Origin of the sequence: uncultured Planktosalinus sp. (assembly GCF_963973675.1) — a bacterium.
Taxonomy (GTDB): domain Bacteria; phylum Bacteroidota; class Bacteroidia; order Flavobacteriales; family Flavobacteriaceae; genus Planktosalinus.
In genome coordinates, this window is the sequence record NZ_CAXBAN010000010.1 from 1 (window position 1) to 16,519 (window position 16,519).

The 16,519-nt window shown below is 35.9% G+C and carries 11 protein-coding genes; 7 read left to right on the top strand and 4 right to left on the bottom strand.

What is annotated here, in order from left to right:
* From AACY61_RS00875 to AACY61_RS00895, 5 genes are all read left to right on the top strand, one after another.
* Positions 1-164, top strand: a 164-nt coding sequence (locus AACY61_RS00875) for a DUF3108 domain-containing protein (RefSeq protein WP_339609279.1), incomplete at its 5' end; no start/stop codon positions are given.
* Between the two features lie 4 nt (positions 165-168).
* The gene (locus AACY61_RS00880) at positions 169-1,107 is read left to right on the top strand and encodes a tryptophan 2,3-dioxygenase family protein (RefSeq protein ID WP_339609259.1); all 939 of its coding nucleotides are present in this window, start codon (positions 169-171) and stop codon (positions 1,105-1,107) included.
* An 11-nt stretch (positions 1,108-1,118) separates the two neighbouring features.
* A complete protein-coding gene (locus AACY61_RS00885; RefSeq protein WP_339609261.1) occupies positions 1,119-2,345 on the top strand; it encodes a peptidoglycan DD-metalloendopeptidase family protein in 1,227 nt (408 codons plus the stop codon).
* A 228-nt stretch (positions 2,346-2,573) separates the two neighbouring features.
* A complete protein-coding gene (locus tag AACY61_RS00890) occupies positions 2,574-5,213 on the top strand; it encodes a TonB-dependent receptor (protein ID WP_339609263.1) in 2,640 nt (879 codons plus the stop codon).
* 110 nt (positions 5,214-5,323) lie between these two features.
* Positions 5,324-5,785 carry a hypothetical protein gene (locus AACY61_RS00895; protein WP_339609265.1) on the top strand — a complete coding sequence of 154 codons (462 nt, stop codon included), beginning with the start codon at positions 5,324-5,326 and terminating at the stop codon, positions 5,783-5,785.
* A gap of 57 nt (positions 5,786-5,842) precedes the next feature.
* On the opposite strand, the gene AACY61_RS00900 is transcribed toward AACY61_RS00895, so the two are convergent.
* Positions 5,843-6,898 (bottom strand): endonuclease/exonuclease/phosphatase family protein, encoded by a 1,056-nt coding sequence (locus AACY61_RS00900; RefSeq protein ID WP_339609267.1) that lies wholly within the window; start codon positions 6,896-6,898, stop codon positions 5,843-5,845.
* A gap of 129 nt (positions 6,899-7,027) precedes the next feature.
* Between AACY61_RS00900 and AACY61_RS00905 the strand changes: the two genes are divergently transcribed.
* Together AACY61_RS00905 and AACY61_RS00910 are read left to right on the top strand one after the other, a co-directional pair.
* On the top strand, positions 7,028-9,781 hold the full coding sequence (locus AACY61_RS00905) for a TonB-dependent receptor (RefSeq protein ID WP_339609269.1): 2,754 nt from the start codon (positions 7,028-7,030) through the stop codon (positions 9,779-9,781).
* A gap of 26 nt (positions 9,782-9,807) precedes the next feature.
* Entirely contained in the window at positions 9,808-11,172 is a 1,365-nt protein-coding gene (locus tag AACY61_RS00910) for a DUF5689 domain-containing protein (protein WP_339609271.1), read from the top strand.
* A gap of 418 nt (positions 11,173-11,590) precedes the next feature.
* Here the strand turns inward: AACY61_RS00910 and AACY61_RS00915 are convergent, their stop codons facing one another.
* From AACY61_RS00915 to AACY61_RS00925, 3 genes are all read right to left on the bottom strand, one after another.
* Entirely contained in the window at positions 11,591-13,471 is a 1,881-nt protein-coding gene (locus AACY61_RS00915; protein ID WP_339609273.1) for an OmpA family protein, read from the bottom strand.
* 18 nt (positions 13,472-13,489) lie between these two features.
* Positions 13,490-14,404 (bottom strand): type IX secretion system membrane protein PorP/SprF, encoded by a 915-nt coding sequence (locus AACY61_RS00920; protein ID WP_339609275.1) that lies wholly within the window; start codon positions 14,402-14,404, stop codon positions 13,490-13,492.
* A 37-nt stretch (positions 14,405-14,441) separates the two neighbouring features.
* The coding region (locus tag AACY61_RS00925; protein ID WP_339609277.1) for a choice-of-anchor L domain-containing protein at positions 14,442-16,519 on the bottom strand (2,078 nt) is incomplete at its 5' end.

The window sequence follows — 16,519 nt, forward strand, 5'->3', positions numbered from 1 at the left end:
CAGGTCGTGTTTTCAAAGAAAAAGAAAGCTTAACTGTTTGGATTTCAGATGATGATAACAAAATCCCTTTAAAAATTGTAGCAGACCTTGCCGTAGGTTCAATAAGAGCTGAACTGGATGAATACAAGGGTCTAAAACATTGGTTTAAAATTATAGCTAACTAAATCCATGAATCAGTCCTCCAAAACAAATGAACTCATTGAACAATTAGAAAATAAATTTTCTGCATTAGGTCAAGATTTAAACGTTCATTTGGAAGGACTTCTACACGGAAAACCAATAACCTATTGGGATTATATACAAACAGATGCCCTTTTAAACCTTCAGATTCAACGCACCACATTACCCGACGAAATGGTATTCATAATGTATCATCAGGTAAATGAATTGCTGTTTAAAATGATTTTGTGGGAAATTGAACAGGTAGCCTTTAATGAAAATCTAACCGTTGAATTTTTCTCCTCAAAATTGATGCGAATCAGCAGATATTTTGACATGCTCACTTCGTCTTTCAACATCATGAGAGAAGGTATGGAAGCTGAACAATATATGAAATTCAGAACCACGCTTACACCTGCAAGTGGTTTTCAAAGTGCTCAATACCGAAAAATTGAATTTGCTTCTACAGATTTAATCAATTTAATTGACAATCGTTTCAGAAAAACTATTGACAGAAACACGCCTTACGAACACGCCTTAGACCACTTATACTGGCAAGCAGCAGGAAAAGATTATAATACTGGCAAAAAATCTCAATTACTAAAAGCTTTTGAAGAAAAGTATAAAGTAGATTTTGTAGCCTTTACTGAGGAGTATAATAAAATAAACCTATACTCCAAATTTAAATCCCTCCCGGAAAATATTCAAAAAGATCCTAAACTTATTAAAGCAATGCGTCATTATGATTATACAGTAAACATTACCTGGGTGATGGCACATTATGAAGCTGCAAACTATTACTTATCGGGTGGAGACCCTGATAAAAAAGTTGAAGCAACCGGAGGAAGTGACTGGGCCAAATATATGCATCCTAAATACCAAAAAAGAATTTTTTTTCCAAGTCTTTGGAGTACTGGAGAAATTGAAAACTGGGGTACAAACCTTTAAAATTAACCAAATTGAAAAAAATCGCTTACCTTTTTTTAGCTTCTCTTTTATTTATAAACTGTAAAAACGACACCATCGATGATGTTGAAGTCAAGGAAATAGAAGAACCAAAAATTGAAGAAGAATTTGGCTTTATATTAAATGATTTTAATGTTGTAAAAGATACTATAAAACAAGGTGAAACTTTTGGTTTTATAATGGATCGGCATGGTGTAACACCCGCCCAGGTTCACGCCGTCGTAAATGCTGTTAAAGACACCATAGATGTTGCTCTTTTAAGAGCCGGAAGACCTTATACAATTCTAAAATCTAAAGACTCCCTCAATAAAGCTAAAGTGTTTATTTATCAACCCACACGTGTTGATTATACGGTAATAAAACTCGATGATAGTATCACTACATACAGGAAAAAACTACCTATCACAACAAAAAGAAAAATTGCCTCGGGTATAATTACATCCTCTTTATCACAAGCAATGTCTGAAGAAGGCTTGAGCCAGGCTTTGGTTCACGAACTTTCGAGCGTTTACCAATGGACAGTCGACTTTTTTAAGCTTCAAAAAGGCGATAACTTTAAATTAATTTACAACGAAAACTACATCAACGACACAGTATATGCAGGCATAGAAAGCGTTGAAGCTACATTGCTTAATCATGGTGGACGACCCTACTACGGATTCAAATATCTTACAGATAGTATTAGCGGTTTGGCAGATTATTATGATGAAAATGCAAATACTTTAAGAAGCTTTTTTCTAAGGGCACCCTTAAACTACTCCAGAATCTCTTCTAGGTTTACTAAAAGACGCTTCCACCCTGTACAAAAAAGATGGAAAGCGCATCTTGGCACTGATTATGCCGCTCCCCACGGAACCCCTATTATGGCTACAGCAAATGGAGTTGTGGAACGATCTTCCTATACATCGGCCAATGGAAACTACGTTAAAGTTAAACACAACAATACTTATTCAACTCAGTATCTGCACATGTCTAAAAGAGCTGTAAAAGCTGGACAGCGGGTTAAACAGGGAGATGTAATTGGTTATGTAGGAAGCACTGGATTGGCCACAGGTCCCCACGTATGCTATAGGTTTTGGTACCACGGCAAACAAGTAGACCCCTATGCCATTGAACTTCCGGCAGCCGAACCAATCAAAGAAGAACACAAAAATGCATATTTCAATTTTATAAAAGACCTTAAAGTTGAAATAGATGCAATTCCTGAAAAATCTCTTTAATATTTCATTCAATAATTAGACTTTTATTATTAAAAGTGTTAAAAAACAAAAGGGTTTTGTTCATAAATCTGTTGAAAACCTTTATCCCTCTTTGTGTCAGTTAATTGTAAATAATCCTATCTTTAACAAGTTTAGTGGATAAACTTGAAATATTCTTAACATTGCGGTAAGATATATTTCCAACATTATGCTTTCTTTTGCAATTAATTTTAACTAACAAATTTCATTATGAAAAAACAACTACTTTTTTTATTTCTAATCGTAAGCTCTTTGGGTTTTTCTCAGGGGGTTGTTACCGGTAAAGTAATGGCCGGAGACATTGACGAGCCTTTAGCTGGCGCTAACATTGTCGAAAAAGGCACCACTAATGGTGCTATTGCTGATTTTGACGGAAACTTCACATTGAATGTGAGCTCAAATTCAGGAGTGATTGAAATTTCTTATTTAGGTTTTTTAAAAACCTCAAAACTATTTAGTTTAAGTAATGGATCTGCAAATTTAGGTACAATCACTCTTGCGTCTGATGCCGATGCGCTTGATGAAGTTGTAATTGTAGGTAGAGGTATTATTGACCTTGCTGCAGACAGAGCAACGCCCATTGCTGTATCTTCAATAACAGCAGCTGAAATTCAGTCTAAAGCTGTGGGAAATGTAGAGTTCCCTGAAGTAATGAAAAACACCCCAAGTGTTTATGTATCAAATCAGGCGGGTGGTTTTGGAGACTCACAAATGTTTTTACGTGGTTTTGACCAAACAAATACTGCTTTCCTGTTAAACGGTCAACCAATCAACGGAATGGAAGATGGTAGAATGTATTGGTCAAACTGGTCAGGAATGTCAGATGTAGCCAATGCAGTTCAAGTACAAAGAGGTTTAGGTTCTTCCAAGCTTGCAATTTCATCAGTTGGTGGAACTGTTAACATTGTTTCAAAAGCTGCAAGTAGAACTCAAGGTGGTTTTGCAAGACTTATGACAGGTAACGACAGCTATATGAAAGGCTCTTTTAGTTATGATACCGGTCTCCAGGGAAAATGGGCGTTTTCATTTTTACTTGATCACTGGCAAGGTCACAAAAAGTGGGCCAATGGTACAGCAGGACAAGGACAAAACTATTTTATAGGAATCGGTTTTGTTCCAAATGACAAACATTCTTTAAACTTTTTAATTACCGGTGCACCACAATGGCATGATCAAAACTTTTCTGTAGGTCTGGATGATTATGAACAATATGGTTTAAGACATAATAGCAATTCAGGTTTTTTAGATGGTGAACGTTTTACATTAAGACGAAACTACTACCACAAACCAATTGCAAACCTTAACTGGGACTGGAATATAAACGACAACACTAATTTATCATCTGTGCTTTACGCATCCTGGGGTCGCGGTGGTGGAACAGGTCCTGTTGGAAGTTCAGGAAACATCAACCCATTTAGAAACGAAAGCAACAACGAAATTGATTTTGATGCCATAGTTGCAAATAATATTGCTAATAACCCTGATGGTATTGGAACTTTTGGAAGCTCTGCATTAAGAAGAATGTCTGTTAACAACCATAACTGGTATGGGTTTTTGACCAATCTGGAATTCAACCCAACCGAAAACTGGTCAATGAATATTGGAGCAGACACACGTTTCTATAAAGGAAGTCACTGGTATCAAATGAACAATTTCTTAGGTCTGAATGCTTACGCTGATAACTTTGGTTATGGCGATCAAAGACCAAGTGATTACCAAATTACTGACACTTTTGAAGCTAACCCCTGGGCATCTTTGTTCAATTTTGCTGATGAAGACCAGCGTTTTAACTACGACTATTCTGAAAACATCAATTACATAGGTGGTTTTGGACAAGCTGAATATAAAAACGACAACTTCTCAGCGTTTGTACAAGGAGCTGTTTCTACACAAAGTTACCAAAGAGAAGGGCGTGCTCAAGGGTCAGAAATTGAAGGAGTAAATGGTTTAGGTAAATCTGAAAAAGTAAATAAATTTGGATACAATGTTAAAGGTGGTTTAGGTTATTCTTTTACAGAAAGCAGCACTATCTTTGCAAATGCAGGTCAATACTCTAGACAACCTTACCTTGATAATATTTTTGATGATGTTAGAAACTCAAATTACATTCTAGAAGGAGATAATGAAGTTGACAATGAAGAAATTACAGGACTTGAAGCTGGTTATAGATATAGAGGCGGTAATTTAAGTATCGACGTGAATGTATATCACACTACGTGGGGTAACCGATTTGTTTCTGGTGGATTTATTCCCGGAGATCCAGACTCTACCAATCCTGTTGAACAGGTTGACAGATACCAGCGATTTACAGATGTTACCCAGGTTCACATTGGTGGTGAATTTGAAGCAAAATACAGGCTTTCTAACAAGTTTATGTTCAGAACCATTGGTAGTATTGGAAACTGGAAGTATGACGGTAGAACTCCCTATCAAACAAGAGATTCTGAAACAAATGTTTTACTTGAAGAAGGTTCAGTTGATTTGAAAGGAACGAAAGTGGGTAACGCTCCTCAAACTTCTTTTGGATTTGGATTCAAATATGAAATCGTTAACAACCTTTCAATTGATGCTGATTACAACATCTATTCAAATCTATATGGTTTTGTTAATGCAAGAGACGTAATTGAAGCATCTCAAGTAGGCGAAACTTTTCAGGCAGAGCGTTTATCACCATATACTTTGCTTGATGCAGGTATAACATATAAATTTGAATTTGGAGGAAACAATTTCACAATAAGAGGAAATGTTTATAACCTTGCCAATGATATTTATCTTAACCAAAAAGATTCATTTGGTTACTATTATGGCAATGGAAGAACTTGGAACGCAAGCATTCGTTATGACTTCTAAAATTTGAGATAAATACCATTATTTTCCAAAAACCACTTCTTGTTCTCAAGAGGTGGTTTTTTTCTTTAAATTTATTAGTAACTTTGTAATCATTCTAAATAAAAATAAAAATGGTTATAGACAGAATTCTAGACGTAGTTCACGGATATTGGGCTTACCTGGTATTATTGATTTTATTACTGGCTTCTTTAAATGCACTTGTTAAGTATTTTTCCAATCAACCTTTTGGTGCCAAAGATTTTAGGGTTTCACTTTTTGGACTTATTGTAACCCATATACAGGTTTTGCTGGGCTTATTACTCTATTTTGCTCACCCAACTCTGGGTTTTGCTTCATTTACAAGAGATGACATGACCATGGCTGACATCATGGGAAACAGCGAAATGAGGCTTTTTGCAGTTGAGCACCCCTTAATTATGATTATTGCTGTAGTCTTAATTACAATTGGTTATTCTAAACACAAGAAACAATTAACCTCGAAAGGCAAGTTTAAAATGCTGGCCATTTTTTATACCATTGCTTTTATTTTAATTTTAAGCAGAATTCCCTGGGATCATTGGTTAAACTCTTAATCAAAAAAGCACTTGAATGTATTCAAGTGCTTTTTTTCATTAAAAATAAATTAGTTTTTATTGAGCTTCTTTTATTAATAGTGCATACACAGGGAAGTGATCACTATATCCACCGGTAAAACCTCCATCAGCAAAAGCCCTGTAGGGATAACCTTTATAACGTCCTCGTGGATTTGCCAAGTAAGGCGGGTTATAAATTCCGGCTTTGTAAAATTGATACGTGCTGTAATCCTTTCCTAATAATCCCGCTGAAATTATAGTTTGATCAAATAGGTTCCACCCATCTCTCCAGGCCAATGTTCCCAAACCTCTTTTATACATATCTGACATTGGGTTGTAAAGTTCCATGATTTTCACATCTTCTCTGTCTGATTTTGCTTTTAGAACTTTATTAATACTTTCATTAGTTGGGTCATCGTTAAAATCTCCCATATTAACAATTTTAGCATAGGGGTCAATACTGTGAAGAGAATCAATTATTTTTTTACTTAATTCAGCCGCTTTAATGCGGTTGGGTCTGCTTCTCGCTTCACCTCCACTTCTTGAGGGCCAGTGATTGACCATAAAATGCACTTGATCCCCATCTAATATACCACTTACAACTAGTTGATCTCTTGTATAAATTCTTTGATTGGGGTCATTATCACGGTATAGTTCAAGTTCCCTGCTCTGAGAGTTCGTTGGGATAAAAAGGGCTTTTTTATAAATTAACGCCACATCAATTCCCCTTCTGTCTGGTGAATGAAAATGAATGATGCCATAGTCACTTGACAATAAAGGCTCCTGATTTACAAGATCTTCCAGAACTTGCCTGTTTTCAATTTCACAAAAACCAACAATTGCAGGAGTGGTTCCGGTAACGTCCTTTCCAATTTCAGAAATAACTTTTGCCAGGTTTTTTAATTTAGCCTGATAAATTTCTTTTGAATAGTAACCCTCTCCTCTTGGAGTACGGTCATGATAAACTGTAAATTCATCGTCTTGGGTTGAAAATAAGTTTTCAACATTGTAAAAAGCTACCGTATTTACTTTGTAAGTTTTCTTATTTTGACTGAAAACATTGAAGTTTAATAGTATAAGCCCAAATAATAAGAATAATTTAATTTGTTTCATTTTATAGATTGTATTAACAGATTGTAAACCCTAAGGCAAAACTTGCGCCAAAGGTAAATAATTCATTTAAATAATGTAATTTTGCCTCAAATTATAATAATTTCTTAATCAATTCAAAAACAACTTCGAATGAAAAAACACATTTTAACTTTGTTGTTTTGCTTTTCAATTATTAGCTATGCACAAGCTCAGGAAGCAACAATAAAGGGTAGAGTGATTGACACAAATTCCGGAGAACCGGTGCCGGCTGCTCAAATTAGCATTGAGGGTAGTATTTTTACAACTACCACAAATTCAAATGGAAATTTTTCAATCACAAACGCAGACCTTCCACTTGGAGAACAGGTTTTACTTGTTGAAAAAGAAGGCTTTAACACATTACGATTCCCAATTACTATTCAGGCTGGTCAAACATTAAATTTTGACCCAATGCTGATGGAGGTTGATTTCAGTAGTGTACAAGATCAAATTGGAACAATCACATTAGGCGATGACGAATTGGACGAAGATGAAGGTGGTGCTGATAACATTTCAGGGCTTTTGCAAGCATCCAGAGATGTTTTTTTGAATGCAGCCGCTTTTGATTTTAGTGCTACATTTTTCAGACCACGCGGTTTGGACTCTGAACATGGAAAAGTACTAATTAACGGGCTGGAAATGAACAAAATGTTTAACGGACGTCCACAGTGGTCTAACTGGGGTGGTCTTAATGACATTCAGAGAAATCAAGAGTTTTCAATGGGATTATCTCCCTCTGAGTATACTTTTGGAGGCCTGGCCGGTAGTACAAATATTAATATGCGTGCCTCTAAATACCGAAAAGGTGGAAGAATTTCCTATGCAACATCAAACAGAACCTATACCGGAAGAGTTATGGGTTCTTATAGTTCAGGAATGACAGCAAGCGGCTGGGCATACACTGTTCTTGTTTCCCGTCGCTTTGGCAATGAAGGGTTTATTGATGGAACCCTTTATGATTCAAATTCCTTCGCAGCTTCTGTTGAAAAAAAGCTTTCTGACAATCACAGTTTAAACTTTACTGCATTTTATACTCCAAACAGAAGAGGTAAATCTGCTGCAAACACGCAAGAAGTTATTGATATCAAAGGAACAACCTACAACCCCTATTGGGGAAAACAAGACGGTGACATTAGAAACTCAAGAGTAAGAGAAATTGAAGAGCCGGTATTTATGTTAAACCACTATTGGAATATATCTGAAAACACCAGACTGAATACCAATATTGGTTACCAATTTGGAAAACTTTCCAACAGCAGGATAGGATATGATAATGCTCCCAACCCTGACCCTAGTTACTATCAGTATCTACCAAGTTATGATCTGGCAAATCCATCTGGCCCAAACTATGAAAGCGCCTACAGAAAACTGGTCGCTTTTCAAAATGACGGACAGTTGGACTGGCAAGAACTTTATGAACGAAATATTTTTTATGGAGGGACTTCCAGATACTATTTATATGATGACAGAAGTGATGATAGTCAGTTAATGGCAAATATGCTTTTAACATCAGAGATTAATGAAAATATCACTTTTAATGGAGGTGTTAACTACAGAAGCTTAAATTCTGAAAATTTTGCCTCAATGTTAGATCTTTTGGGAGGAAACGGTTACCTTGATGTTGACTCATTCAGTACCGGTGACGCTGCTCAAAGCGACTTGTTAAATCCTAACCGAGTAGTGGGTGAAGGTGACAAGTTTAAATACCACTTTGACATTGATGCTATTAATTATGAAGGTTTTGCTCAAGCACAGTTTAAATACAAAAAAGTAGACTTTTACCTTGCTGCCAATGTTTCTCAAACTTCCTACCAAAGAACCGGATTGTACCAAAACGGAAATTTTCCGGACAATTCGCTTGGAGAAAGTGAAAAAGCAGACTTCACAAATTACGCAGCTAAAGCGGGTCTTACTTACAAGTTATCAGGACGTCATTTATTTGACTTGAACGCGGCTTACTTAACAAAAGCCCCAACCATTAGAAACAGTTTTTCTAACTCAAGACAAAACAATGATCTGGTTACTAATCTTGAAAGTGAATCAATACAAAACGTGGACTTGAGTTATATTTACAGGTCTCCAATAATCAAGGCCAGATTAACCGGTTTCTATACTCAGATACAAGATGCTACTGAAATTAGCTTTTACTATGCTGATGGAATTTATGGGATCTCTAGAAACACCGACAACGCCTTTGTTCAGGAAATCCTTAGTGGTATTGACAAAAGCCATATGGGGTTAGAGTTTGGAATGGAAGCTCAGGTTACTTCAACCATAAAGTTAAAAGCTGCTGCTTCGGTAGGAGATTACATATACAACAACAATCCAAACCTGTATTTAACTTCTGACGATTTTACTGAAGCGCTCGATTTTGGAGAATCATACCTTGAAAACTACCGCATTGCTGGAGGGCCACAAAGAGCCTATCAGTTAGGTTTTGAATACAGAGATCCTAACTTTTGGTGGGTTGGAGCCACAACAAACTATTTCTCAAATGCCTATATTGACATAAGTCCATTGACAAGAACCAGTAATTTTTATACTGATGTTGATGGTATTCCATTCAATGATTATGATGAAAGTTTAGCTCGTGAACTTTTAAAACAAGAAGAGTTTGACGATTATTTCTTAGTAAATTTTGTTGGTGGAAAATCGTGGAAAATTGATGATTATTTTGTAGGTTTCTTTGCAGTAATCAATAATGTTTTTGATCAGGAATATAAAACCGGTGGTTATGAGCAATCCAGAAATGCAAACTTCAGAACCCTTAGAGATGATCAAGCTAAAACGACTCCTGTTTTTGGATCTAAATATTGGAATGGTTACGGAGCCTCATACTACCTTAATTTATATGTAAGATTTTAATAAAAAGAAAAAATAATAATACAATCATGAAAACAATTAAAAATATCAAATTACTCAGTGTCTTGTTCTTTGCAGGCCTGATAACTATGTCCTGCGTTAAAGACGACGATTTTGACACCCCTGAAATCAACACAGAAGAACCTAATGTTACTGTTAATACTAATGTAGAAAGCGTTAAAAGTTTTTATAACGGCTTTGAACCTGTCTTAATAACAAATGGTGATAACCCAATGTATTTGGAAGCCTATGTTGTTTCAAGTGATGAAACCGGAAACTTTTATAAAACACTCGTCATTCAAGACAGTCCTGAAAACCCACAACACGGTATTTCAATTTCAACAGAATCAACAGATATGTATACTCTGTTTGAGCCCGGAAGAAAAATTTATGTGCGTGTAGATGGCCTTTATTCTGGTGAATTTGCAGGTTTGCCAACACTTGGTGTTCTTGATGGTGAAGAAGTAGGAAGAATGAGTATCATTGAATTTGAAGAGCGTGTTATGCGTTCAAATGAAGTTGCTGAACTTGTTCCAAACATCAGAACATTAAACGGTGTTTCAGACTCAGACTTAAACACCTTAGTGGCTTTTGAAAATGTACAAGTTTCAGATAGCGATCTTGGTGAACCGTATGCTAACTTAACCAATACTTTTTCGGTAAACAGAACAATTACAAACTGTGAAAGAACTGCTCAAATTATTATGAGAAACAGTGGTTTTGCTGATTTTAAAAACGAATTGATGCCTGAAGGAAATGGTCAATTAACTGCTGTAATGAGTAAGTTTAATAATGACTTTCAGGTATTTATCCGCAGTACTGACGATGTAAATTTTGACCAGGATAGATGTCTTGAAGATGACGGTGAGCCAATAGGTGCTTTATTATTTGAAGATTTTGAAGATATTGGAACTACAGGAAACGGGGCAAACATCAATCTGCCTGACTGGACCAACGTAAACATTACAGGTGGCTCTGAGCGTTATGAAGCACGTGAGTTTGACAATAACAAATATGCTCAAATAACTGCATTTAGTTCAGGTGAAGCTGTTTTGGAAGCTTGGTTAGTAACCCCGAATGTAGATTTAACCGGTGCAGCAAACCCTAAACTTTCTTTCACTTCAAAAGATGGTTTCAACAACGGTGAAGCTTTGAAAGTTTTTATATCAACAAACTTTAGCGGAAACGTAGAAAGTGCTACTTGGACTGAACTTACAGCAACAATTGCTTCGGGAACTGCAAGTGGATATGCGCCCAATTTTACAGCCTCTGGAGATATTGATTTATCAGCGTATTCAGGTCAATCAATTGCTGTTGGATTCCAATATATTGGTTCTGATGGTGGAGTAACAACCACATACCAAATTGATGACATTGCTGTATTTGACGAATAATTAAATTCAAAGAGCAATAATAATAAAACCCCCGGCAACTCCGGGGGTTTATTTTTTAAGAAATATTGTCAAAGAATTAGTATATAAATGAAGTAAATATTGTCTACTACTCTTGAACGTCAGGAAAGTAGTTCAGGGGTTATTTGTATATCAATTTGTGTAAGTGCATTTATTTAATACAATAATATCCATTCAAAGAATAATTTTGAAAATTAATATTATTGTAAAATACTATTTGGTTGAATTAGTGGGTGAAATCTTTAAGAAAAAGCTATTAATTGTATTTGGTCCAATTAATATTTGCTTGATCTTCTTGTTCAAACAACCTCCAATAATTTCCTTCGGTAAATGAAGTCATAAAAAAAGCCTTAACTGAAATAGTCAAGGCCTTTTGGTTGGTTGGTTAGTTTATTTTCTACTAACGTTTCACTATTATGAATTCAGAACGTCTGTTTTTTTGATGCTCTTCTTCAGTGCAGTTTAATCCACAATCGATTGCAGGTCTGCTTTCACCAAAACCTTCGCCACTAATTCTTGCAGAATCGATACCTTTCGAAATTACATATTGTACAGTAGATTGGGCTCTACGATTAGAAAGACCCATATTGTATTCAGGTCTTCCTTGAATATCTGTATGACTTTCAACTTTAATAATCATTTCAGGGTATTTCTTCATCAATTGAACTAAGTTATCTAATTCAAGTGCTGCTTGTGGTTTGATATTGTGTTTGTCAAAGTCAAATAAAATTGGTTTTAAAACCACTTGATCATCAACTATCAGGTCATCTATTGGGCGCAGTAAAATTTCAGTTGATACTGTTTCTTCAGAAGTAGAAATCTTCTCTGCATTTGAATCATATTTGTTTGCAGAGGCTTGAACTGTAATTGTTTGATCACACTCAATTTCAAAAGAAGTTCTACCATCAGCCCCTGTCATTTTTGATGTTAGCCTGTTTTGATTAGCATCATACAAAGCAACAGTAGCTCCGCTTATAGGTTGATTTGTGTCAGCATCTTTTACAATGGTGTTGATTGTAGAAACACAAATTTCAGAAACCATATAAATGTTATCACTTCCGCCTTCTTTGCTTCCGTCTCTGTTTGAAGAAACAAAACCTTCTTGTGATGCATCATCAATACTGAATGCAAAATCGTCTGATGTACTGTTGATAGGAGTTCCCAGATTTTTTACCTCGCCAGCACCAGCGTTTGCAGATGAGAATACGTCAAGACCTCCGATACCAAGGTGTCCATCACTTGAAAAGTAGAGTGTACCATTCTGAGCAATGAAAGGGAATACTTCTTTTCCTTCTGTATTGATTTTTGACCCTAAGTTTTCGGGTTGTCCAAAAGTTCCGTCAGGATTGATAGAAACTTTATAAATATCTGAATCTCCCTGACCTCCGGGCATATCAGAAACAAAATACATAGTATTTCCGTTTGGACTTAAAGTTGGGTGTCCCACTGAATATTCAGTGTTATTGAAAGGAACCGGCTGAACATCTCTCCATTGACCATCTATTAATTCAGCATAATAAATATTTAATTGGCTGATGCCTTCTTCATTTTTTTTATACTTTCCGTTATAATAATCGTTTCTGTCAAAATACATTCTCTTACCATCTGGAGTAATAGCTACAATACCTTCGTGGTATTTAGTGTTAACGTCACCACTCACAGCCTGAATGTTGGATGCCGTCCCATTTGCTATTGTTGCTTCATAAATGTCTAAAAATGGCTCTTGTGTTCTACCATATGTTTTTCTTTCAGTGTTTCTGGCAGATGAGAAAAAGATTTTATTTCCTGCTTTATGCACTCCAAAATCAGAATTTGAACTATTTAAACCAACCACGATTTTTGTTTGATACCTTGGTTTACCTTCTAAAATTTGAGGAATATAGTTTGGGTTTCTTTTGTATTCTATTGCTCTGGAATCGTTTGGACTCATTTGTGAAAATTTATCCATCATAGCATTTGATTCTGAAAACTTACCATTTGCTTTGAGTGTTTGCGCATAGTTATAAATAGTTTCAGAACTTACATTTTTCCTGGTTGAAACACGCTTATAAAAAGGTTCAGCTTTTTTGGTGTCGTTAATTAAAAAGTAGGAGTCAGCCAATCTGGTATATACGTAATCGTCAGCTTTTCCTTTTCTAATCAATTTTTGATATTCTTCTGCTGCTTTAACATATTCAAATCTGTCAAAATGTTTATCAGCAGTTTTTGTGTCTTTATTTTGAGCAAAAGTCAATGTTGTGCTCGCTACTAAAAGAAATACTATTGTGTATAATTTTTTCATGTCGTTTTACTTAGTTGTTTAGAAGAATCTTGGTGAACGCAATACACGTTTGTTAAAAAATAGGTCAAATGTAAGTATCACTTCATGTGATGCTGATGCTACTACATCCAGATCAGAAACTATATGATCATATGCATATCCAATTCTGATGTTTTCTGTAACCTGAAAACCAACCAGACCACTAAATGAATCATCCAATCTGTATGATGCCCCAATTTCAAATCGGTCATAAAACAAAGCATTCAGGTTTGCATCAAAAGAAAGTGGAGATTCAAATGCTGATTTTACCATAACAGAAGGTTTTAATTTGAAAGAGTCACTTATTTCAAAAACATAACCGGTTGTAGCAAAAAAGTGTTGTGTTTCAGATCCATATTTTATTCCATTCTCATCAAGGTGAACAGAGTTTAAAAAGTTTGGAACAGAAACTCCTAAATAGAAATTATCTGTATAGAAAAATGCTCCGGCACCTACATTGGGATATGTATTGCTGATGTCTTCAGAAAAGAAAGGATCGTTTGGGTCTTGTAATTCCAAACTGGTCAATCCAACATCGTGAAAGGTCGCTCCGGCTTTAATCCCTAAAGCAAGTTTGGACTGTGCTCCTAATTGAAGAGTATAAGAAAAATCTACAAATACATTGGTTTCTTTAATTGGCCCCAATTCATCTTTAATTGCAGATAATCCCAAACCTACTTTTTCTCCAATTGGTGAATGTGCTGAAAAAGTAATTGTTTCTGGAGCTCCTTCAAGACCGGACCATTGCTTTCTGTAAAGCCCGGTTAATGACAAGCTTTCTTTTGAACCTGCATAGGCTGGGTTCACGACATTCATATTGTACATATATTGTGTGTACTGAGGGTCTTGTTGCGCACTCAAATCCTGAAAGCCTAGGACTAAAATTAAGATGAGTAAAAAAGAGAATTTTTTCATTATTTATTATTTGATAGTTATGTTAGTGATTAAGTAATTATTTGTTTAAGTAAATATAACCGGTGGTTGCTTCTGCAGCAGATGATTTAATGACATAAAAGTAATTTCCAACAGGAAGTTCATCACCATCATCATTAAGTCCACACCACTGGTTTGTGTAATTGTTAAGTTCAAAAACTACTCTTCCATGTCTGTTTAAAATGACTACTTCCAAAGGACCTTCCTTGTCACTTAAAAACTGCAGGTCAAAACAATCATTAAGTCCATCACCGTTGGGTGAAATTCCTTGAGAGATTACACAGTTTTCGTTATCATAAAACGAAACCTGAACGTCATCGGACCCAATACAACCTCCATCATTAACCTCAACTGCATAGATTCCTTCATCTGTAACATTCAAGGTAGCCTGAGTTTGTCCTGTAATAACTCCACCGTCTAAAAACCATACATAGCTAATATTTCCAGATGTTTCTCCAGTGGGTGTTGCGTCCAAGGTAAGAACTTCATCTGCACACTTTAAAACAGTGCTTCCTAATTCAACTTCAGGAAGTCCTGTAAATGTTACAATTACTTCGTCGGTTTCAGTACAGCCAAAATAGGTAACTTCTACACTGTAATTGCCTGTTTCTGAAACCACGATGCTAAAAGTAGTTTCACCTGTACTCCAAAGATAGTTTGCCTCAGTTGGGTCAATTCCTTCAATTTGCGGAATAATTTCATAACTTTCACCGTCACATACTGATACATCTTCACCTAAGTCAACAGTATAATCCGAAATAATTACAGAAACGGTATCAGTTGCCGAACAGTCTAGATTTGTAGTAACATCAACCGTATAGTCTCCAATTTCAGTTACTTCCAGAGTGGCTTCTGTTGCCCCCTCAATGAGACCTCCATTAAAATACCATTGGTAAAACAATTCATCTATAGCCGAGGCATTTTCAGGAGTGGCATCTAGTGTTGCAAAAACTTCATCACATACTAAAACATCAGGACCTAAGTCAATTATTGGTGCAGTTTTGAATTCTACTACAATTTCATCTGTTATCACACAATCAGGGGCGTCAGGATTTTGTATTTCAACACCATAAGTTCCTGATTCTGTAACTAAAAGTGTATTACTTGATTCACCGGGAATCACTTCACCGTTAAAAAACCACGTTATTACAGAGCCATCTGTAGTGTCAACTGTTAAAATAAGTTCCTCATCATCGCAAATTGCTGTTCCATCTGCAATAGTAATATCATCTCCCAAATCGGCATTACCAATAAAAAAACTTCCTCCTTCAATAAAAACTGCAGAATCCCAGGAAGAATCATTTCGATCTGCTATAACAAGTTTCATTTTATAGGGGTTACTAGGTGTAACATACTGCCAGGCTTGCATTAAAACAGTCAAACCATTGAGGTTTACAGGAGCTGAGGTTGGCGGCTCACCTGTAGTGCCGTAATAGACATCAAAATACTCCGGGTTTTCAGAACTACAGGTTGTATTGTGGGTATTGTCTCTAATTGTAGTTACAGAAATTGGTGTTTCAGTTGGTGTGTTCGGTACCAGAGCCATATTTACAATTTCTCCGGTAACCTGATCCTCCAGAAAAAATGCAAAAGCATCAGAATAAGAACATTGAAAAGTTCCATATTCATTAGATCCAAAAACAAAATTAAAACTAATGGAGTCTGTTAAGGGCGTGAAGTCAAATTCCATTACGGTTGCATCGTTATATGATGTAAGTCCCGGGTCAATTCCTAAGGACTGTATGTAATCAAACAGCTGTTGGTCTCCATCCCAGCCTGATCCGGACCATGTGTTTGAAGTATTTGGTCCAGGTGCATCACTAATGTCTCCGGTTGCTAAAATCACTCCATTTTCCATTGGAAAATTGGGGTTGGTGTTTTCAAAATAGCCAATACCGTTTCCGGCTCCGAAATTAGTTCCTGTAATTGTTTCAATATTACTTACTAATGCACAAGGTGTATTAATAAGTACGTCTGTCACCAACTCCTCGTGAGTATACTGATCAGGAGAAACAGTAACAACCTGAGCTTGAGTTCCAGCAACTAAAAACAAAGGGAAAATTAATAAGAGTTTTTTCTTTTTTATGGTTTTAATAA

What these genes read in the sequence shown, in the direction of transcription:
- AACY61_RS00880 (WP_339609259.1), top strand. Translation starts at nt 169, where the DNA reads ATGAATCAGTCCTCCAAAACAAATGAACTCATTGAACAATTAGAAAAT.
- AACY61_RS00890 (WP_339609263.1), top strand. Translation starts at nt 2,574, where the DNA reads ATGAAAAAACAACTACTTTTTTTATTTCTAATCGTAAGCTCTTTGGGT.
- AACY61_RS00895 (WP_339609265.1), top strand. Translation starts at nt 5,324, where the DNA reads ATGGTTATAGACAGAATTCTAGACGTAGTTCACGGATATTGGGCTTAC.
- AACY61_RS00900 (WP_339609267.1), bottom strand. Translation starts at nt 6,898, where the DNA reads ATGAAACAAATTAAATTATTCTTATTATTTGGGCTTATACTATTAAAC.
- AACY61_RS00905 (WP_339609269.1), top strand. Translation starts at nt 7,028, where the DNA reads ATGAAAAAACACATTTTAACTTTGTTGTTTTGCTTTTCAATTATTAGC.
- AACY61_RS00910 (WP_339609271.1), top strand. Translation starts at nt 9,808, where the DNA reads ATGAAAACAATTAAAAATATCAAATTACTCAGTGTCTTGTTCTTTGCA.
- AACY61_RS00915 (WP_339609273.1), bottom strand. Translation starts at nt 13,471, where the DNA reads ATGAAAAAATTATACACAATAGTATTTCTTTTAGTAGCGAGCACAACA.
- AACY61_RS00920 (WP_339609275.1), bottom strand. Translation starts at nt 14,404, where the DNA reads ATGAAAAAATTCTCTTTTTTACTCATCTTAATTTTAGTCCTAGGCTTT.